The sequence below is a fragment of the Streptomyces sp. NPDC021622 genome (genome assembly GCF_040640795.1).
GTDB lineage: Bacteria > Actinomycetota > Actinomycetes > Streptomycetales > Streptomycetaceae > Streptomyces.
Genome location: NZ_JBFACK010000007.1, coordinates 168401 through 187937 on the forward strand (window position 1 = coordinate 168401; position 19537 = coordinate 187937).

Annotated in this window: 19 protein-coding genes and 1 pseudogene; 13 read left to right on the forward strand and 7 right to left on the reverse strand. The window is 70.9% G+C overall.

Annotated elements, in window-relative coordinates:
- Nucleotides 1–11: 11 nt before the first annotated feature.
- Nucleotides 12–1037, reverse strand: coding sequence for a D-2-hydroxyacid dehydrogenase (locus AB0G47_RS16165; RefSeq protein ID WP_360769443.1), 1026 nt, complete (start codon nucleotides 1035–1037; stop codon nucleotides 12–14).
- Between the two features lie 250 nt (nucleotides 1038–1287).
- Here AB0G47_RS16165 and AB0G47_RS16170 point away from each other — a divergent pair, with 250 nt between their 5' ends.
- A complete protein-coding gene (locus AB0G47_RS16170) occupies nucleotides 1288–2160 on the forward strand; it encodes an NAD(P)-binding domain-containing protein (protein WP_360769446.1) in 873 nt (290 codons plus the stop codon).
- 99 nt (nucleotides 2161–2259) lie between these two features.
- Here the strand turns inward: AB0G47_RS16170 and AB0G47_RS16175 are convergent, their stop codons facing one another.
- A complete protein-coding gene (locus AB0G47_RS16175; protein WP_360769450.1) occupies nucleotides 2260–3336 on the reverse strand; it encodes a PP2C family protein-serine/threonine phosphatase in 1077 nt (358 codons plus the stop codon).
- 93 nt (nucleotides 3337–3429) lie between these two features.
- Nucleotides 3430–3948 (reverse strand): DUF2269 family protein, encoded by a 519-nt coding sequence (locus tag AB0G47_RS16180; RefSeq protein WP_360769453.1) that lies wholly within the window; start codon nucleotides 3946–3948, stop codon nucleotides 3430–3432.
- A 239-nt stretch (nucleotides 3949–4187) separates the two neighbouring features.
- Here AB0G47_RS16180 and AB0G47_RS16185 point away from each other — a divergent pair, with 239 nt between their 5' ends.
- Nucleotides 4188–5126 carry a helix-turn-helix domain-containing protein gene (locus tag AB0G47_RS16185; RefSeq protein WP_360769456.1) on the forward strand — a complete coding sequence of 313 codons (939 nt, stop codon included), beginning with the start codon at nucleotides 4188–4190 and terminating at the stop codon, nucleotides 5124–5126.
- Here AB0G47_RS16185 and AB0G47_RS16190 read toward each other — a convergent pair.
- Nucleotides 5092–5856 (reverse strand): class I SAM-dependent methyltransferase, encoded by a 765-nt coding sequence (locus AB0G47_RS16190; RefSeq protein WP_360769459.1) that lies wholly within the window; start codon nucleotides 5854–5856, stop codon nucleotides 5092–5094. The genes AB0G47_RS16185 and AB0G47_RS16190 overlap by 35 nt on opposite strands.
- A 123-nt stretch (nucleotides 5857–5979) precedes the next feature.
- Here AB0G47_RS16190 and AB0G47_RS16195 point away from each other — a divergent pair, with 123 nt between their 5' ends.
- The gene (locus AB0G47_RS16195) at nucleotides 5980–6852 is read left to right on the forward strand and encodes a slipin family protein (protein WP_360769464.1); all 873 of its coding nucleotides are present in this window, start codon (nucleotides 5980–5982) and stop codon (nucleotides 6850–6852) included.
- 227 nt (nucleotides 6853–7079) lie between these two features.
- The gene (locus tag AB0G47_RS16200) at nucleotides 7080–7907 is read left to right on the forward strand and encodes a hypothetical protein (RefSeq protein ID WP_360769467.1); all 828 of its coding nucleotides are present in this window, start codon (nucleotides 7080–7082) and stop codon (nucleotides 7905–7907) included.
- Between the two features lie 72 nt (nucleotides 7908–7979).
- On the opposite strand, the gene AB0G47_RS16205 is transcribed toward AB0G47_RS16200, so the two are convergent.
- The gene (locus tag AB0G47_RS16205) at nucleotides 7980–8663 is read right to left on the reverse strand and encodes an alpha/beta hydrolase (RefSeq protein WP_360769470.1); all 684 of its coding nucleotides are present in this window, start codon (nucleotides 8661–8663) and stop codon (nucleotides 7980–7982) included.
- Between the two features lie 133 nt (nucleotides 8664–8796).
- On the opposite strand from AB0G47_RS16205, the gene AB0G47_RS16210 reads away from it, so the two are divergent.
- The gene (locus AB0G47_RS16210; protein ID WP_360769473.1) at nucleotides 8797–11226 is read left to right on the forward strand and encodes a polysaccharide lyase 8 family protein; all 2430 of its coding nucleotides are present in this window, start codon (nucleotides 8797–8799) and stop codon (nucleotides 11224–11226) included.
- Here AB0G47_RS16210 and AB0G47_RS16215 read toward each other — a convergent pair.
- On the reverse strand, nucleotides 11213–11614 hold the full coding sequence (locus AB0G47_RS16215; protein WP_360769475.1) for a DUF6223 family protein: 402 nt from the start codon (nucleotides 11612–11614) through the stop codon (nucleotides 11213–11215). The two genes, AB0G47_RS16210 and AB0G47_RS16215, sit on opposite strands and share 14 nt — an antisense overlap.
- Before the next feature lie 224 nt (nucleotides 11615–11838).
- Here AB0G47_RS16215 and AB0G47_RS16220 point away from each other — a divergent pair, with 224 nt between their 5' ends.
- The 6 genes from AB0G47_RS16220 (at nucleotide 11839) to AB0G47_RS16245 (ending at nucleotide 17535) form a co-directional block, all read left to right on the forward strand.
- Nucleotides 11839–12966 carry a histidine kinase gene (locus AB0G47_RS16220; RefSeq protein ID WP_360769478.1) on the forward strand — a complete coding sequence of 376 codons (1128 nt, stop codon included), beginning with the start codon at nucleotides 11839–11841 and terminating at the stop codon, nucleotides 12964–12966.
- Nucleotides 12963–13637: a response regulator transcription factor gene (locus tag AB0G47_RS16225; protein ID WP_360769481.1), complete on the forward strand. Its 675-nt coding sequence runs from the start codon at nucleotides 12963–12965 to the stop codon at nucleotides 13635–13637. Before AB0G47_RS16220 ends, AB0G47_RS16225 begins: the two co-directional genes overlap by 4 nt.
- Nucleotides 13638–13729: 92 nt before the next feature.
- Nucleotides 13730–14980, forward strand: a complete 1251-nt coding sequence (locus AB0G47_RS16230; protein WP_360769483.1) for an epoxide hydrolase — start codon at nucleotides 13730–13732, stop codon at nucleotides 14978–14980.
- A 281-nt stretch (nucleotides 14981–15261) separates the two neighbouring features.
- The gene (locus tag AB0G47_RS16235) at nucleotides 15262–15702 is read left to right on the forward strand and encodes a subtilase-type protease inhibitor (RefSeq protein WP_360769486.1); all 441 of its coding nucleotides are present in this window, start codon (nucleotides 15262–15264) and stop codon (nucleotides 15700–15702) included.
- Nucleotides 15703–15916: 214 nt separating this feature from the next.
- Entirely contained in the window at nucleotides 15917–16267 is a 351-nt protein-coding gene (locus tag AB0G47_RS16240) for a YciI family protein (protein ID WP_360769488.1), read from the forward strand.
- Nucleotides 16267–17535 carry a sigma-70 family RNA polymerase sigma factor gene (locus tag AB0G47_RS16245; RefSeq protein ID WP_360769491.1) on the forward strand — a complete coding sequence of 423 codons (1269 nt, stop codon included), beginning with the start codon at nucleotides 16267–16269 and terminating at the stop codon, nucleotides 17533–17535. The genes AB0G47_RS16240 and AB0G47_RS16245 overlap by 1 nt, the downstream gene beginning before the upstream one ends.
- Before the next feature lie 19 nt (nucleotides 17536–17554).
- On the opposite strand, the pseudogene AB0G47_RS16250 reads toward AB0G47_RS16245, so the two are convergent.
- Nucleotides 17555–17844, reverse strand: a pseudogene (locus AB0G47_RS16250) (IclR family transcriptional regulator); the annotation flags it as partial.
- Nucleotides 17845–17951: 107 nt separating this feature from the next.
- Here AB0G47_RS16250 and AB0G47_RS16255 point away from each other — a divergent pair.
- Nucleotides 17952–18089 (forward strand): hypothetical protein, encoded by a 138-nt coding sequence (locus AB0G47_RS16255; RefSeq protein ID WP_360769494.1) that lies wholly within the window; start codon nucleotides 17952–17954, stop codon nucleotides 18087–18089.
- A 56-nt stretch (nucleotides 18090–18145) separates the two neighbouring features.
- Nucleotides 18146–19498, forward strand: a complete 1353-nt coding sequence (locus AB0G47_RS16260; protein WP_360769497.1) for an enolase C-terminal domain-like protein — start codon at nucleotides 18146–18148, stop codon at nucleotides 19496–19498.
- Nucleotides 19499–19537 lie beyond the last annotated feature (39 nt).

Here is a 19537-nt window from a genome sequence, read left to right on the forward strand (position 1 = left end):
CGACGGCGACTTCAGAAACCCCGGCCCCACCGGACGGTATTGAGGAGCGGCGCTCCGGTGGTAAGCCGCCGCCAGTTGTCCGCGAACAGGTCGAGCACCTGCTGGATCTCGACGCGCGAGCCGCCCGCGGTGTGCTGGGTGAGGATCACGTTCGGGCAGCTCCACAGGGGGTGCCCGGCGGGGAGCGGCTCTTCACGGGTGACGTCGAGGACCGCGCCGCCGAGGCGCCCGGCGGCGAGGGCGGCGACCAGCGCGTCCTCGTCGGCGAGGGTGCCGCGGCCGGCGTTCACGAAGACCGCGCCGGGTCGGAGCAGGCCGATGCGCCGCTCATCGAAGAGGTCGGCGGTCTGCTCCGTACCCGGAAGGAGCCCGACGACGATGTCGAACTCGGGAAGCCGGGCGTCGAGTTCCTCGCGGGTGCGCAGGTCGCCGTCGCCGCGGGCGAAGTGCGACACCGCGCAGCCGAACGGGGCGAGGAGTTCCGCGAGGCGCCGGGCGATCGAACCCCGGCCCAGGATGAGGACCTCGGCGCCGCCGAGCAGGCGCAGTCCTGGCCGTACGTCGTGGCGCGCCCAGGACTCGTCGGCCCGCAGTCCGGTCAGGACGTCGATGCCGCGGTAGAGCGCGAGGATGCCGGCGAGGCAGGTCTCGGCGACGGGGTCGGCGAAGAGGCCGCCCAAGTTGGTGACGGTCAGGCGCCGTTCGAGGGCCGGCCAGTCGAGGCCGAGGTAGTCGTCGATGCCGACCGAGGCGAGCTGCAGCCAGCGCAGCCGGGGAGCCTCGGCCACCCACTCCGGGCGGGGGTTGCCGAGGGCGATGTGGGAGGTGGCGAGGGCCCGCGCGTCATCGGGAGACCCCGAGTCCGCTTCGGCGAACCACACCGGCCCCTGAACGACGGCACGGAGCCGTTCCTGTTCGGCGCCGTCGAGCGGCAGCTCGACGTAGAGGGCGGCGTTCTGCGGCAGTTCGGAGAGCGGGTCAGGCTGCTCCGATTCCTGCGTCGCGAGATGCTGCGAAACGTCTGGTGCACGAACCATTCCTGAGAGACCCCCGTGGTATGGAAAGCGCTGGTGAAGGCGCGTTCACCGAACCTAGGGCTTGCCCTCCAGGGTGGTCAACCGGGATCCGGGGCTTGCCGCCCCTCGACTTACCTCAAGGTAACTACCCACCTTTTTGTGCGTACTTGTGGCTGGGACCGGCCCGACCTGAAGGTGAAGGGACACATCTGACCACCGTCACATCTGGCCACCGACACGGCTGGCCACCCGTACATCTTCAGGAGTATCTGTGAGCAACCCGGCAGTCACCGTCATCGGGCTCGGCGAGATGGGGCGGGCCCTGGCCGACGCCCTGATCACGGCGGGACACCGCACGACGGTGTGGAACCGCAGCGCAGCGAAGGCCGACGACCTGGTGGCACGCGGCGCCGTGCGCGCCCGGACGGTCGAGGAAGCCGTCCTCGCCAGTCCGCTGATCCTTGTCTGCCTCCTCGACCACGACGTGTCCGACGCGGTGCTGCGGCCGGTCGCCGATGCCCTGCGCGGCCGGACGCTCGTCAATCTCACCAACGGCACGCCCGCCCAGGCACGGACGGCGGAGGCCTGGGCGACGGGCCACGGCGTGGCGTACCTGGACGGCGGGATCATGGCGATCCCTTCGACCGTGGCGACCCCGCAGGCGTTCGTCCTCTACAGCGGTCAGCAGGAGCACTTCGACGCGCACCGGGAGACCTTCGAGGCGTTGGGTGCGGCCAAGTACCTGGGCGCCGACGCGGGCATCGCCGCGCTGTACGACCTGGCGCTGCTCAGTGCCATGGACTTGATGTTCGACGGCTTCTTCCACTCCGTGGCCATGGCCACCTCGCACGAGGAGGGCAGCGCGGCCGGCTTCACCGAACTCCTGGTGCCGTGGCTGACGAACATGGCGCAGCTGCTGCCCGCGTTCGCCGCCGATGTGGACTCGGACGCGGAGCCGGTCGTCGTCCAGGGCCTCGACGTGGTGCTGGCCGGCGCGCGCAACATGGCGCAGGCGTCGCGGGACGCGGGCGTGCGCGCCGACTACTTCGATCACTCGGCGGCGGCGTTGGAGAAGCAGCTCGCCGAAGGGCTGAGCACCTATACCGCCCCCGAGGCGGTGCGGCGCCTGCGCACCGCCTCCTGAGCGGGAAGCGCCCTAGCCGGTGAGGTTGAGCGTGCGGCGTACACGAGCGCGGAGCGCCCGGGGTCAATGCCGTGCGGCCGGGCCGGGGGCGCCCGCGCCTCAGGCGTGCGCCGTGCGGGGGCGCTCGATGGCGATCAGGGCGGCGTCGTCGCCAAGGCGTCCGCCGACGTGGTGCAGCAGGTCACGCCGGAGGCGGCGGAGGAACGTCTCGGGGTCGGTATCGGTCCAGCCCGCGATGCGCTCGGTGAGCGGATAGAAGGTGCCGCCGGCGTCGCGGGCCTCGCTGACGCCGTCCGTGTACAGGAGCAGGAGGTCGCCCTCCTCGAACTTGAACGTGTCGACGTGATGGGCCCCGTGCACCAGCTCGCCCAGGCCCAGCGGAGGCGCCGGCTGATCGGCGTCCAAGGTCATGGCCCGGCCGTCGCGCAGCACGACAGGCGGTGGATGCCCGCAGTCGATCATGCCGATCCTGCTGTCGTGATCGGGGATCTCCAGGACGGTGGCGGTGATGAAGGTTTCGTCGGACTCGTCCGTCTCACCGGGTTCGGCCAGGTCCGCCGCCACGTCCCAGCGCACGCTCGCGTCGAGGAACATCACCAGTTCCGTGAGGCTCGCCTGGCGGTGCGCGGCGGCCCGGAACGCGCCGAGCAGCAGGGCGGCGTCATCGACGGCGGTCATGCCCTTGCCCCGCACGTCGCCGACGATCAGCCGGGTGCCGGAGCCGGTGCGGACGGCCGCGTACAGATCACCGCCGATCTGCGCCTCGGCCTCGGCGGCGAGATAGAGGGAGGCGACGCGCAGCGGTCCGATCACCTTGGGCAGCGGCCGCAGGACGACACGCTGGGCCATCTCGGCCACGTACCGCACCTGTGTCATCTCGCGGGCACGGCGCTCCCGCACCACGCAGAAGACCACGAGGCTCGATCCGACGAGGATGAGGGCCATGATCTGTGCCTGGTGGTTCGCCGAGAACAGCTCGTCACGATCGCGGATGACCGCGATGACCGCCTGGGCCACCACCGCGAGCGTGGCGACCAGACCCGTCATCCAGGGGCCGCCGAACGAGGCGGTGATCGCCGGGGCCGCGACCAGCAGAGGACCCAGGTGAATGTCGGGCGGCGCCAGGACGTCGACCACGGCGACCGCCACGATCAGCGCGATCGGGATGGCCACCATCGCACGACCCGCTCGCGCCGACCCACGGAGTCCTTGGAGGCGCTGCGACACACCTCATCTCTACACCTCTCCCGCCCCGCACGCACCACCTTCTCAGGCGCCCGTGGTCGAACCGGGCCTGATGATCATGAGGACGGTGACCGTCGCCCAGAGCAGGTTGAAGATGCCGGTGTACATGGCGAGCTGGGTGCTGGTCCGCTCGCCGAGGACCACCGTGCCGGTCCTGTCGGCGACTTCGCCGCCCTCGCCGACCACCCCGTCGGTCAGCTCGCCGCTCACCGCGTCAAGCGCCGCGTCCTGGCGCGGCAGCACCAGCACGATGAGCACCACCGCGGCGATGCCGGTCAGGACGATCGAGGCGATCAGCCAGGCGCTGCCGAGCACGTTCAGGCTGCTCGCGGTCGCGAACCCGGTGACGGGGACGGCGGCGCCGATGAGCGCGTACACGCTGCAGATGCGGTTGAGCGTACGGAGCGTGGCGATCGCCGCCGGGTCCTGCGGGTCGGCCTGGGCCCGCCGCAGGGCCGCGGGGAACATGCTGGCGGCGACGGTGACCGGGCCGATGGCGATGATCGCGGCCAGCACATGGAGGGTCAGGAAGAGCTTGGTCACAGCGAGGGCCTCGGGATTCGGAGCGCGGCGAAGGGCGACTGACACAGGTCTCGTACGGGCTCCCGGTCGGGGCCCAGCGGCGAGACTAGCCCGGGGCCCGCACGCGTCGACAGTGGCATTACTGACAGGGTTCGCATGAATCCCGCCATCAGGTGCCTGGCCAGCTCATGGCGGAGGGAGCGCCGACTATCCATGCTCATGCGCTTGGCGGGATCCCTGTCATGTCGTACGTTGCCGCCATGCACACCGTGGCCGTCCTGGCGCTGGACAGCGTGATCCCCTTCGACCTGTCCACGCCGATCGAAGTGTTCGGGCGGACCCGGCTGCCGGGCGGCCGGGCCGGATACCGGGTGCGGATCTGCGCCGCCGCGCCGCGCGTCGACGCCGGCCTCTTCACGCTGCAGGCGCCGTGGGGTCTGGACGGGCTCGCCGACGCGGACACGATCATCGTGCCGGGCGTCGCCGACGTCTCCCGGCCGGTCCCGGACGCGGTGCTCGACGCGCTGCGGGCGGCGGCAGGCGACGGGACGCGGATCGCCTCGATCTGCGTCGGCACCTTCACGCTCGCCGCGGCCGGGCTGCTCACCGGTCTGCGCGCCACCACGCACTGGGCGGCCGCGGGGCAACTGGCCGACGCGTACCCGGACATCGACGTCGACCCGGATGTCCTGTACGTCGACAACGGGCAGATCCTGACCTCGGCCGGTGCCGCCGCCGGCCTCGATCTGTGCCTGCATCTGATCCGGCGCGACTACGGCTCCGCCGTCGCCGCCGACGCGGCCCGGCTCTCCGTGATGCCCCTGGAACGTGAGGGCGGCCAGGCCCAGTTCATCGTCGCCGAACAGCCGCCCACGCCGCGCGGATCGGCGCTGGAACCGCTGCTGCGCTGGCTGGAGGAGAACGCCGGGCGCGAGCTCACCCTGGAGGACATCGCCACGCGGGCGGGCATGAGCTCGCGCACCCTGCTGCGCCGCTTCCGCGAGCAGACCGGCAGCACGCCCCTGCAGTGGCTGCACCGCGCGCGGGTGCGCCAGGCCCAGCATCTCCTCGAGACCACCGGGCACTCGGTGGAACGCATCGCCGTCCAGGTCGGCTTCGGCTCCCCCACCGCGTTCCGCGACCGCTTCAAACGGGTCGCCGGGGTCAGCCCGCAGGCGTACCGCAAGGCGTTTCGATGACCCCCTTGCGGGCCACGACCAGGCGCCAGTTGGGGCTGCCGTCGGCCCGGCGGCCGAACTCCTCCAGCGGGTACAGCCGCACCGTGAACCCCGCCCGGACCAGGTCATCGCGCACCTCTCCCAGCGGAAAGGTCCGGTAGTACATGACGAACGGCGGCCGCCACAGCGCGTTGCGCACCCGCATCACCCCGTCGAAGCCGAGCATCGCCCAGTAGAGCGGCGCGGTGCGGGGCGGTGGCGCGCCGATCGGGAAGGCGAACATGCCGCCGGGCCGCAGCGCCCCGAAGACCTCGCTGAAGAGGCGTGGCCGCTCGGCGGGCAGGAAGTGCCCGAACGCACCGAAGCTGACCGCCAGGTCGAAGGCATCGGCGAAGGGCAGCGCACGGGCGTCGGCCCGCACCCACTCCACCTGTGGCCCGCCGCCCCGCTCGGGCGGCACGGCGGCTTTGGCAGCCGCCAGCATCCCGGCGCTGAAGTCGACACCGGTGACCCGCTCCCGGCACAGCGGCCGCAGCGTCTCGACGCCCGCGCCGGTCCCGCAGCAGACGTCGAGGCCCGCGTCGAACGGGCCGAGGTCACGCAGCGTGTCCGCGACCGCGTGCAGGATCCGGTCGGGCGTACGGAAAGGGGTGTGGTCGAACTTCGGAGCCAGCAGGTCATAGCCGCGCTCGATGGAAGAAAGAGCCTGCACGGCCAGTTCGCGGAGTGTGGGTCCCTGAGAGGTGAACACCGGCCCCACCCTAGCCAGCGGGCGCAGGGACGGGCGCCGGCGGGCGCAGGGACGGGCTCGACCCTGGACAAACCTGGGCATATCTTGGTAATGACGGCGACTCGGAAGACAGAGGGGGTCGTCATGCTCGAAGAGCTGCTCGCAGCAGGAGCCGCGACCGCGTGCGCCGGATTGGTGTACGTGGCGGCGGCGGCCAGGGTGGTCAAGCAGTACGAGCGGGGCGTGGTGCTCCGGCTCGGGCAGCTGCAGCGCCTGGTGCGGCCCCCCGGATTCACGATGATCGTGCCGATAGTGGACCGGCTGCACAAGGTGAACATGCAGATCGTGACGATGCCGGTCCCGGCACAGGACGGCATCACGCGGGACAACGTCACGGTCCGGGTGGACGCCGTCATCTACTTCAAGGTCGTCGACGCGGCCGAGGCCGTCGTGCAGGTCGAGGACTACCGTTTCGCCGTCTCGCAGATGGCCCAGACGTCCCTGCGCTCGATCATCGGCAAGAGCGACCTGGACGATCTCCTCTCCAACCGCGAAAAGCTCAACCAGGGCCTGGCGCTGATGATCGACTCGCCCGCCATCGGGTGGGGTGTGCAGATCGACCGGGTCGAGATCAAGGACGTGTCCCTGCCCGAGACGATGAAGCGGTCGATGGCACGGCAGGCCGAGGCGGACCGTGAGCGCCGGGCCCGCGTCATCAACGCCGATGCCGAGCTGCAGGCCTCCAAGAAGCTCGCCGAGGCCGCGCACCAGATGGCGGAGGAGCCCGCGGCCCTCCAGCTCCGTCTGCTGCAGACCGTCGTCGCGGTCGCCGCCGAGAAGAACTCCACCCTTGTCCTGCCCTTCCCCGTCGAGCTTCTGCGCTTCCTCGAACGGGCCCAGCAGGCCCAACCGCCGGCCCGGCAACCGCAGCAACCGGCCCAGCAGACCCAGGCCCTGCCGTCCGCACCACCGGCCCCGGAGGCGAAGCCGATGCCCAAACGGCCCACCGCCGCATAGGCAAGGTCCCGGCCGTTCGGGCCTGAACCAGCTTGGGAGGCTTCCCTGGACCCCACCGAGTGATCCGCCCTTGACCAGTGCACCCGGGGCACGCGCCGCTCAGGCGGCGGGGAGGCACGGCCGCCGCTGTGGCCGGTAACCGCCAGGAGGTCTATCGGGTCGAGCCAGGGGTCGGGTAGACGTATCGCGGCCGTTGATCCTCCGCTCAGCACCAGGAAGGATGCCTCATGACCCGTGCCCGGACCACCACCCCGGCAGGCAAGACCCGGTTCGACGACATCTACAACGAGCCTGACCCCCGCGCCTACTTCCGTACGCTCTCCCCCCTTCAGTACGAGATACCGCACCAGGCCCAGGACGTCTTCCGGCGCACGCTCGCCCAGCGGTCCGCGGTACGCGGCACCCACCTCCCCGTCACGGTCCTCGACCTCTGCTGCTCGTACGGGATCAACGCGGCACTCCTCAACCACGACCTCTCGCTCGCGGAGCTGTACGCGCACTACACCGGGCCCACGACCAACGGCCTCACACGGGGTGAACTCATCGAGTGCGACAAGGAGTTCTACGCCTCGCGCCGGCGGGCGGGCGCGGTCCCCGTGATCGGCCTCGACACGGCCGACAACGCCACGCGCTACGCCCTTGAGGTGGGGCTCCTCGACGAGGCGTATGCCGAGAACCTCGAACGTCACCCGCCCAGCGCGGAGCTGCGCCGCGCCGTCTCCCGTGTCGGTCTGATCACCGTCACCGGAGGCATCGGCTACATCACGCACCGCACCTTCGGCGCGCTCCTCGACGCGACGGCCCTGCCGGTCTGGGTGAGCGCGTTCGTCCTGCGCACGGTGCCCTTCCAGGAGATCCTGGCCACCCTCGACGCCCATGGCCTCGCCACCGAGACCGATCCCGAACGGACCTATCCGCAGCGGCTGTTCAGCGATCTGGAGGAACAGCGCAGCGCCGTCGACCAGGTCCTCAAGGCCGGCGACGACCCGACAGGCCTTGAGGCCGAAGGGCGCTACTACACCCGGCTCTACCAGTCACGGCCCCGGCCCGCATAACCCCCGAACGCGGCAGGTGCGGGACGCGGTCCGTCCGCGCCCCGCACCCGCTCTGCCGATGACCCGGCGCCGTCAGCTGCTGAAGAACTCGCTGACCTGCTGCGCGAACTGACGTGGCTGGACCTCGTGGACCGAGTGCCCGACCGGGATCGTGATCAGCTGGGAGTCCGGGATCGCCGCGGCCATGTCGGGGATCCGCGCCTGCGACATGCTGCTGTCCGGCCCGCCCGCCACGATGAGCGTCGGCGCGACGATCTCGCCGAGCCGCTCGGCCCACTGCGGGTCGGGGCTGTCCACCTGGCCGCGGATGGCGGGGACCACGGGCCAGTCGTAGTCGATGGGTCCTTCGGGGCGCTCGGCCTCGACCGGTGCACGCGGGTAGGGCGGCGGCGCCTCCTCCAGGACGAGGCGCTCGACGCGGTCGGGGTGCTCCTCGGCCAGGAGATAGGCGACGACGCCGCCCATGGAGTGGCCGACGACGCCGACGCGGTCGAGGTCGAGCTCGTCGAGGAAACCGAGCACGTCTTCACACATCAGCTCGAACGAGTACTCGTCGGGCCAGTCGCTCTCGCCGTGCCCGCGCAGGTCAAGGGCGTACACACGCCATTCCTCGCCAAGCATCTGCCCGACCTCGTCCCAGCTCGCCGATGAGCCGCCGAGCGCGTGCAGCAGCACGACGGGAGCGCCGTACGGGTCGCCCCAGCTCCGATAGGCCAGGCGTACGTCGCCGACATCCACCACCGCGTGATCTTCCATGGACCCGACGCTACAGCGCGAAGACGTCTAGACCTATTGAGCGGTGGCGCACACCCATGCTAGAAAGCGCTTGCCCCTCGCGCGCCCCGCCCCTCCCGGCTCCCTCCCCCCGCCCACCACCATCGGAGAACCCATGCACTCTCCCTGGTCCCGCCGCTCCTTCCTGCTCACCACCAGCGCCTCCGCGCTCGCCCTGACCGCCACGGGACTGCCGCCCTCCGTGGAGGCGGCGACCGCCGACGCGTACGAGGCGCTGCGCGCCAAGTGGCGCACCCTCGTCCTGGGCGGCGGCTTCTCCCCCACTGCCGAGCCCTTCAAGAGCCGTCTTGCTGAACTCGGCGCCACGGCACGGCAGTTGCGCGACACCATGGCCCCGGCGGCGGGATCCCTGTGGCCCGACGCCTCGTACGCCGACCCCGAGCCGGACACCGACCAGGAGTCCTACGGCTACTCGGCGAACGTGGTGACCGGTTACAGCAGGCTCAACACCATGGCGCAGGCCTACCGCCAGGAGGGCACGGGCCTGACCGGCGACGCGGCCCTCAAGGCCGGCATCCTCACCGGCCTCGACCACCTCTACACGCAGGTCTACAACGAGAACCAGGCGCGGTTCGGCAACTGGTACAGCTGGCAGATAGGCGCCCCGCAGCACCTCCTCGACGTCTGCGTGCTGATGTACGACCACCTGTCGGCGACCCAAGTGGCCAACTACTGCAAGGCCGTCGACCACTTCGTGCCCGACTCCGCGGTGGGCAGCTACACCGGCACGAGCACCGGCGCCAACCGCGTGGACCTGTGCCGGGTGCTCGCCCTGCGCGGGGTCGTCGGCGGCAGCTCGGCCAAGATCGCACTGGCCCGTGACGCGCTGTCCCCCGTCTTCCCTTACGTGACGACCGGCGACGGCCTCTACACCGACGGCTCGTTCATCCAGCACACCACCGTGCCCTACACCGGGTCGTACGGATCGGTGATGCTCGGCGGTCTCGGCATGCTCTTCTCGCTGCTGCGCGGCTCCAGTTGGGAGGTCACCGACACCAAGCGGCAGATCGTCTTCGACGCCGTCGAGAAGGCCTGGGCGCCCTTCCTCTACAACGGCCTTGTGATGGACGGCGTCTCGGGCCGCGCCATCAGTCGCGGCCTCTCCGCGTCCGACGCCAAGAAGATCCAGGCCGACGACCATCTGCGCGGCCACCCCATCATGTCCGCGATCGTGCTGCTCGGTCAGGGCGCGAGCGCGGCGGAGAACGCCCGCTGGCGCGGCCTGGTCAAGGGCTGGATGCGCCGCGACTACTACAGCCCGCCCCTGAGCGACCCCTCGCTCGGCCTGACAAGTCTCGCCCGTCTGAAGGGAGTCGACGACGACACCTCCGTGACCCCGGCCGCCGAGCCCACCGGGCACCGCCTCTTCACCAACATGGCCCGCGCCACGCACCGGCGCCCCGGCTGGGCGGCGTCGATCAGCATGGCGGACCCCCGCATCACGTACTACGAAACCGGCAACGGCGAGAATCTGCGCGGCTGGCACACCGGCTCCGGAATGCTCTACTGGTGGGGCGACAGCTACGCCAACGGGCAGTACAGCGACGCCTTCTGGCCCACCGTCGACCCCTACCGGCTGCCCGGCATCACGGCCTCCCGCAAGCCGCTCGCGGACGCGGCGGGCGGCGACTGGGGCGCGTCGCTGCCGGACGTGAAGTGGGTGGGCGGCGCGAGCGACGGCCAACGGGCCGCCATCGGCCAGTACTTGAAGGGCCTGCAGAGCACGCTGCGGGCGAAGAAATCGTGGTTCTGCCTGGACGACACGATCGTCTGCCTGGGTGCCGGGATCGTCTGCACGGACGGCGCGGCGGTCGAGTCGACCGTCGAAAACCGCAACCTCGGCCCGACGGGCACGGCCCCCTTCCAGGTCGACGGCATCAGCAAGCCGACGAGCACGCCCTGGTCGGCGACTCTCTCCGGCGCCAAGTGGGCCCACATCGGGGGCCACGGCGGCTATGTCTTCCCCGGCGGCGCGACGGTGAAGGCGCTGCGCGACGAGCGCTCCGGCAAGTGGAGCGACATCAACAAGGGCGGCGCCACGACCGCGATCGCCCGCAAGTACCTCACGCTGTACGTCGATCACGGCACCGCCCCGACAAACGGCACGTACGCCTATCAGCTGATGCCGGGCGCTTCCGCGGCCCAGACGGCGGCCAGGTCCGCGGACACCGGATGGCTGCGGATCCTCGCCAACTCCGATGACCAGCAAGGCGTATCCGTGCCCGCGCAGGGCTTCACCGGCGTGAACTTCTGGTTCGGCGGCACGGTGGGCCCGCTCACCGCGAGCGCTCCCTGCTCCGTCCAGATCAGCGAGAAGAGCGACGGCACCGCGGTCGTCTGCGTCAGCGATCCGATGCGCGCGCAGACGTCCCTGACGCTCACCTGGAACCGTGCCGTGTCCGCGGTGACGTCCAAGCCCGCCACCGTCACGTCCGCGACGACGGGCGCCTCGCTGAAGCTGACGTTCGGCGATCTCAGCGCCACCTTGGGGGCCACTCAGCGGGTGACCGTCACCCTGGGGTGAGCGGGCGCCGCCCTGGCGTGGTCCCGGGCCGGCCGGCCGACGCCGTGCGGCGGGCGCGGGCCAGGGCAAGACCGCCGATGACGATGGCGATCAGGCCCACCACCAGGGCGACGACGGCCCCGCCGAGGCCGTTGCCGGTGCCGAGGCCGCCGTCGGCGGTGGCCGTGACCAGACCGCCCAGGGCCACGGCGGTCAGCCCCGCCGCCAGGGCGGCACCGGCTCCGAGCCACCCGGTGCCGGTGCCGATGCGACCGGCGGGGCGGGCCAGCGCGAGACCGCCGATGACGACGCCGATCAGCCCCAACACGGCGGCCGTGGTGGCTCCGAGGCGTCCGGCGCTCATGGAGTACACGTCGGCGGCGGTCATCAGGGGTTCTGACGAGATCATGTCCTTCTCCTGCTTCTTCTTTGTACGGCTTGCTCACGGCTTGCTCACGAGGTGTGGCTGTCCTCCGATCCTGTCGCCGGGCGCACCGCCGGTCGTCCAGCAGGCGCAGACACTTCGTGCTGCTGCGGCTGCGGCAGGGGGCGCGGAAGTACTGCGTACGCGGTAGGCGGCCGCCCCTTCGTGAGCGGGACTCCCCCGCGACGGCGTCCGGCTAGGGTGCGCGCATGAGCACAGGAAGGTTCGGCGTTCCGGCTGGTGTCAGGGACGGGGTGGTCGCGGTCTGCGTGGCGGCGGTGCTGCTGATCGCCGGGCGGTCCGGGCAGCACTCCGCCGCGGATCTCGACGTGCTCGTCGGCTACGCGCTGCTCGCGGCGAGCGGCCTGGCGCTCGCCGCGGGCCGCCGGGCTCCGCTTCCCGTCCTGGCCGTCACCGGGCTGTGCACGGCGGGGTATCAGGCGGCCGGTTTCGATGTGCCGGCCGTCGCCTTCTTGTTCGCGGTGTACGCGGCCGTGCGCGCGGGGCACCGCGTCTTCACGGTGGCGGCGAGCGTGCTGATGCTGGCCGCTCTTCCGCTCGCCGCCCTGGTCTCCCTGCACGACACGGGCGAGGCGTTCGCACGGGCCCGCGGCGCCCTGGAGATCGCCTGGCTGATCGCGGCCGGCGCCGCGGGGGAAGCGCTGCGGCAGGCCGAGCGGCGGGCCGACGAGGCCGAGCGCACCCGCGAGGAGACCGCGCGGCGCCGTGCCGACGAGGAACGGCTGCACATCGCGCGGGAGTTGCACGACTCGCTCACCCATCAGATCTCGGTCATCAAGGTGCAGTCGGAGGCCGCCGTCCATGTGGCCGGCAAGCGCGGCGAAGAGGTGCCGGAGGCCCTCCTGGCGATCCGGGACGCCGGCCGGGAGGCGACCCGGGAGCTGCGCGCGACCCTGGAGGCGCTGCGTGACGACGGCAAGACTCCGCCGCACGGGCTCGCGCACGTACCGGAGCTGGTGGAACGGGCCCGCGGCAACGGACTTGACGCGACGCTGACGATCGAAGGGCGACGGCACGACGTGCCGGCCACGGTGGACCGCACCGCCTACCGCATCGTCCAGGAATCGCTCACCAACATCGCCCGGCACGCGTCGGCGAGCACGGCGTCGGTCCGGATCGACTACCGGCCGGACGCCCTGGCCATACGGGTCGACGACGACGGGAAGGCATCGCCGGACTCGGCGCCGGCGCCCGGCGTCGGGCTGCTCGGGATGCGCGAACGCGTGACCGCACTGGGCGGCCGCCTGCACGCGGAACCCCGTAGCGAGGGCGGCTTCACCGTCCGTGCGGAGCTGCCCGTGGAGCGTACGTCGTGATCCGTGTCCTGCTGGTCGACGACCAGCCGCTCCTGCGCAGCGGCTTCCGCGCGCTCCTCGACATCGAGGACGACATCGAGGTGGTGGCCGAAGCCGCCGACGGGCAGGAAGGCGTGGCGCTGGCCCGGCAGCACCTGCCCGACATCGCGCTCATCGACATCCAGATGCCCGTCGTCGACGGCATCGAGGCGACCCGGCTCATCGCCGCCGACCCGGCGCTTGCCGGGGTGCACGTCGTGATCCTGACCAACTACGGCTTCGACGAGTACGTCTTCGACGCGCTGCGCGCCGGAGCCGCGGGATTCCTCGTCAAGGACATCGTGCCCGAGGACCTGCTGCACGCCGTGCGCGTGGCCGCGCGCGGCGACGCGCTGCTCGCCCCGTCGATCACCCGCAAGCTGATCGACCGGTACGTCACGCAGCCGCCCCACGCCATCGGCGGCGACGCCGAGTTGACGGGGCTGACCCATCGTGAGCGCGAGGCCGTCGCCCTGGTCGCGCAGGGCCTGTCCAACGACGAGATCGCCGACCGCATGGTGATCAGCCCGTTGACCGCGAAGACCCATGTCAACCGGGCCATGACCAAACTCCACGCCCGTGACCGCGCCCAACTCGTCGTCCTGGCCTATGAGTCCGGCCTGGTGGCGCCGCGCGGCCGGGGGCAGCGATGACCGTGGCGCGGCCGCTTCTCCCTCCCGTCCCCACCGTCCATCCCGTCCATCCCGTCCATCCCGTCCATCCCGTCCATCCCGGAAGGAATCTCATGGCAGCCACCGCCCGCTTCCCCCTGGAACCGGCGCCCCTGCACGTACCCGAAGCCGTCCTCGACGACCTCAGGACGCGACTGCGCCTGACCCGGTGGTTCGATGACACGGGCAATGACGACGGCTACTACGGCGTCAGCCGCGTCTACCTCCAGGAGCTGGCCGATTACTGGCTCCATCGGTACGACTGGCGCAAGGCCGAGGCCGCGATCAACGCCTATGAGCACTACCGGGTGAGCGTCGACGGCGTACCCGTGCACTTCATGCGCAAGGCGGGCGTGGGACCCGACCCCACGCCGCTCATCCTCACGCACGGCTGGCCGTGGACCTTCTGGCACTGGTCGAAGGTCATCGATCCCCTCGCGGACCCCGCGGCGTACGGCGGCGACCCGGCCGACGCGTTCGACGTCATCGTCCCCTCGCTGCCCGGCTTCGGCTTCTCCACGCCGCTGCCGGATCACCCCGACATGAACTTCGTGAAGGTCGCCGACCTCTGGCACACCCTCATGACCGACACGCTCGGCCATGAGAAGTACGCCGCCGGGGGCTGTGACGTCGGCGCCCTCGTCACCGGCCAGCTCGGCCACAAGTACGCCGACGAACTGCACGGCATCCACATCGGCTCCGCCCTGAAGCTCACCCTGTTCAACGGCGACCGGGGCTGGGACCTCAGCGGCGGCCACCCGATCCTCGAGGGCCTCCCCGAGCCGGCACACCGCCAACTCATCTCCCTGGAGCGGCGGTTCGCCGCCCACCTGGCCGTACACGTCCTCGGCCCGAGCACGCTCGCCCACGGGCTGAGCGACTCACCGGTCGGCCTGCTCGCCTGGATCCTGGAACGCTGGACCAAGTGGAGCGACAGCAAGGGCGACGTCGAGAACGTCTTCTCCAAGGACGACCTCCTCACGCACGCCATGATCTTCTGGGTGAACAACGCGATCGGCACGTCGATTCGCTACTACGCCAACGCCAACCGCTACCCGTGGACCCCGTCCCACGACCGCAGCCCGGTCGTCGAGGCCCCCACCGGCATCACGTTCGTCGCCCACGAGAACCCGCCCGGCGTCACCACCCCCGAACAGCGCGTCCAGAACTGGCTCAGCGGCGACCGCGCCGAGTGGTACCACCACGTCAACATCACCGCGCACGAGAACGGCGGCCACTTCATCCCCTGGGAGATCCCCGACGCCTGGGTCGACGATCTGCGCCGCACGTTCCGTGACCGCCGCGCATATGTCTCGCGCCTATAGCACCGATGCTTTCCGGTCGACCCCAGATTCCGATAGAAAATGGAATCACCAAAAACTGCAGGTCAGAAGGTTGTTCCGGCTTGCATCACCGCCTCCGGTCCACATGCTGGACACCCCTCGCGCGGCCGCCACGCCCGCCCTGAGCTGCCCGAACAGCCATACGGCTACCGCTCAGCGAACACATGCATCCGGAAATCGACCATGAGTTTGGCGCTCACTCTCCGCACCGGCAAGACTCCTGTCCGCAATCAGGAACACACCCGCATCAAAGGAGAGCTGACGTGCGTTTCTTCCTCAAGACGGTGGGCGCCACCACCCTCGTGGCCGCCTGCGTGATGTCCGGAACGACCGGCACCGCCCAGGCCAAGACGACCGCCCCCAGCGGCCTCTACTCGCCCTCGTCACTGGTACTCGCCGTCGGCCAAGGCAACGACGCCGCCACCGCGACCATGCAGCGGGCGGTGACCCTGACCTGTATGCCCAAGGCCTCGGGGAGCCACCCCTCGGCGGCCGCCGCGTGCGCCGAACTGAACTCCGTCGACGGGCAGTTCGCCGAGCTGGTCGGCACGGCGTCCGGTGTGGCCTGCACCAAGGAGTGGAAGCCCGTCGTGGTCACCGTCGACGGTGTGTGGCAGGGCAGACGAGTCGCGTGGTCCGCCACCTTCAGCAACAACTGCGAGATGGGCGCGAGCCTTTCTGAAGGTGCCGCCTTCTCCTTCTGAACCTGCTGAGCCCGCTGCACCTTCTGAGCCCGCTGCACCTGCTGTGCCTTCGGAGCCTTCCGAAGGCAATGGGCTGGACGAGGCCTCTCCCCTGACGGTGGGATGAGGCCTCGTCGTCATTCATCATGTCGATCCGGCGCCACCCCGTTCGTATGGAGGGTGAGAGACCGGCAACGGGCCGGCCCGCAGCGCGATCCGCCGAGGAGCAGCAGCCATGAACCAGTACGTGCTCAGCGTCTACCAGCCCGACGGCGAGCCCCCGGCTCCGGAGATCCTCGAACCGATCATGCGCGACCTCGATGCGCTGACCGCCGAGCTCAAGGAGTCGGGCGCCTGGGTGTTCACGGGAGGGCTCTTCCCGGCGAGCACGGCGACCGTCCTGCGGCTCAAGGACGAGGACGTGCTCACCACCGACGGCCCCTATGTCGAGGGCAAGGAGCACGTCGGCGGGTTCACCGTCATCCAGGCGGCCGATCTCGACGAGGCGCTCGCCTGGGGCCGCAAGCTGGCCCGCGCCGCGACCCTGCCGGTCGAGGTCCGCCCGCTGCGGCCCGACTCCCGCTGATGGCATCCGACATCACCGAGGTCACCGCCGGGGTGGTCGAGCGCGTCTTCCGTAAGAAGTACGGGCGCGCGGTGGCCGTCTTGGTCCGCGTCTTCGGCTCCATCGACGTCGCCGAGGAGGCGGTCCAGGAGGCGTTCACCACGGCGGTCCAGCGGTGGCCGTCCGCCGGCGTGCCGCCGAGCCCGGCGGGCTGGATCATCACCACCGCCCGCAACCGCGCGATCGACCGGCTCCGCAGGGAGGCGTCCCGCGCCGACCAGCACGCCCAGGCCGCCCTGCTGCACGCCCAGGAAAGACCCCTCGGAGAGGAGGGACCCGTGCGCGACGACCGACTGCGCCTGATCTTCACCTGCTGCCATCCGGCGCTCGCCCCGGCGGCGCGGGTTGCGCTCACCCTGCGTCTGCTCGGCGGGCTCACCACCACGGAGATCTCCCGCGCGTTCCTGGTACCGGAACCGACCATGGCCCAGCGCATCGTGCGGGCCAAGGGGAAGATCCGCGACGCGCACATCCCGTACCGGATCCCCGGCGACGCCGACCTGCCCGACCGGCTGCGCGCGGTGCTCGCGGTCGTCTACCTGATCTTCAACGAGGGGCACACGGCCAGTTCGGGTGACGAGCTCGTCCGCGAGGACCTCTGCGCGGAGGCGATCCGCCTGGGGCGTCTCCTCGCCGAGCTGATGCCGGACGAACCCGAGGCCCTCGGCCTGCTGGCCCTCATGCTGCTCTCCGCTTCACGGCGTGCGGCCCGCACGGCACCGGACGGCGGACTCGTCCTCCTCGCCGACCAGGACCGCACCCGCTGGGACCGCGCCCTGATCGACGAGGGCCAGGACCTCGTACGCCGCTGCCTGCGGCGCAACCGTCCCGGCCCGTACCAGATCCAGGCCGCGATCAACGCCGTCCACAGCGACGCGCCGACCGCGGCCGCCACGGACTGGGGCCAGATCCGCCAGCTGTACGACCAGCTGATGGCGGTGGCCCCTAGCCCGGTCGTGGCGCTCAACCGCGCGGTCGCGGTGGCCGAAGTCGAGGGCCCGGAACCGGCGTTGGCCCTGGTCGACGGTCTCGCCCTGGACGGCTACCACGTCTTCCACGCCGTCCGGGCGAACCTGCTGCGCCGCCTGAACCGCCCGGAGGAAGCGGCCCTGGCCTACGAGGCAGCCATCGCCCGCACCGAGAACGCGGCCGAACAGGCCCACCTGCGCCGCGGCCGCCAGTCACTGCGCCACCGGTCAGCACCAGTCCGGCTCCCCCGCCCCCGGTGACGGCAGGTTCTCGATTTGCTCTGCTGATGGTGCGCAGATACTCGTGCGACTCGCGGGTGGCGAGGTAGACGACGTAGGGGCCGTCGAGCCGCGCTCGTACCGGTGAGCAGTGCGCGGACCCCGATGCCGTACAGCGAACCGGTCATGTCGGAGCGCACCCAGCCGCAGCCGACGAGCGGCGAGTTCGTCCAGGCGGGCCGGCCGGTCGCCGCGCCCGGCGAGGAGTTCCAGCAACGCGAAGGTTCGGGCGGCCGACTTCACTCCACGGACGCCTCTGTCCGCCCCGCGGAACCCTGCACTCTCCGGCATGCGGCCCATCGCAAATCCGTTTCACCGCGCCCATTGACCCGCTCACGTTCACCAACTTAGCCTCCATTCTCATATACGAACGCCATCTGCATACAAGGACGCGATTCATGACACGGCACAGGACGGAGCCCGAGGACGCCACCCGGCAGATGCGCGACGGCATGGCATGCGGGGCCCTCTCCTTCCCCCTCACGCGCTTCGGGGACGACGGCGGCCTCGGCCTGGAGGCGCACCGGGCCACCTGACCGCCCAGTTGGCGTCCGCGCCTTAACTCCCCCTCCATACAAGGACGTTGTCGACTATGAGCAAGAGAAGCAACCGGAGTGCCGCGCAGCCGACCATCACCCAGTACGCCGTCTATCCCGTCGCAGGCCGTGACTCCATGGAGCTGAACCTCTCCGGCGCACACGGCCCCTACTTCACCCGCAACGTGGTGGTCCTCCAGGACTCCGAAGGACGTACGGGCCTCGGCGAAGTGCCCGGCGGCGCGAAGATCACCCAGACTCTGCGGGATGCCGAATCCCTGGTCGTCGGCGCGACGTCGGGCGATTACAAGCGGGTGCTGCAGCAGGTCGGGGAGCGCTTCGCGGGGCGTGACTCCGGCGGCCGGGGGGACCAGACCTTCGACCTGCGGACCACCGTGCACGCCGTAACCGCCGTCGAGTCGGCCCTGCTCGACCTGCTGGGCCAGCACCTCGACGTACCCGTCGCGGCGCTCCTGGGAGACGGCCAACAGCGGGACTCGGTCCGTGTTTTGGGCTATCTCTTCTACGTCGGCGACCCCGACCGCACCGACCTCGAATACGTCCGTGAACCCGACTCCGAGGTCGAGTGGTACCGCGTCCGGCACAAGGAGGCCCTGTCGCCCGCGGCGGTCGTCCGGCAGGCCGAGGCCGCCCACGACCTGTACGGCTTCCGTGACTTCAAGCTGAAGGGCGGTGTCCTGGAGGGCGCCGATGAGGTCAAGGCGGTCCGCGCGCTCAAGGACCGCTTCCCCGAGGCCCGGATCACCCTTGACCCCAACGGTGCGTGGTCGCTGCCCGAAGCGGTCGAGCTGTGCCGGCCGCTGGTCGGCACGCTCGCCTACGCCGAGGACCCCTGCGGGGCAGAGGGCGGCTACTCCGGGCGGGAGATCCTTGCGGAGTTCCGGCGCGCCACGGGCCTGCCCACCGCGACCAACATGATCGCCACCGACTGGCGGCAGCTGACCCACGCCCTGGCCCTGCAGTCGGTCTCCATCCCCCTGGCGGACCCGCACTTCTGGACCATGCAGGGCTCGGTGCGCGTCGCCCAGCTGTGCAATGCGATGGGCCTGACCTGGGGCTGTCACTCCAACAACCACTTCGACATCTCCCTGGCCATGGTGACGCACTGCGGGGCGGCCGCCCCCGGTGAGTACAACGCCCTGGACACCCACTGGATCTGGCAGGAGGGCCTGGAGCGGCTCACCACCGACCCGCCCCGCATCGTCGACGGCGAGATCGCCGTCCCTGACTCCCCAGGTCTGGGCGTCCAGTTGGACATGGACCGCCTCATCGCGGCCCACGAGCTCTACCGCGAGAAGGCGCTGGGCGCACGGGACGACGCGGCGGCGATGCGTTTTCTGGTCCCCGGCTGGCAGTTCGACGGCAAGCGCCCCTGCCTGGTGCGGTAGCGGCACCGGCCGAACACTATGAACGCAATGATCCAAACG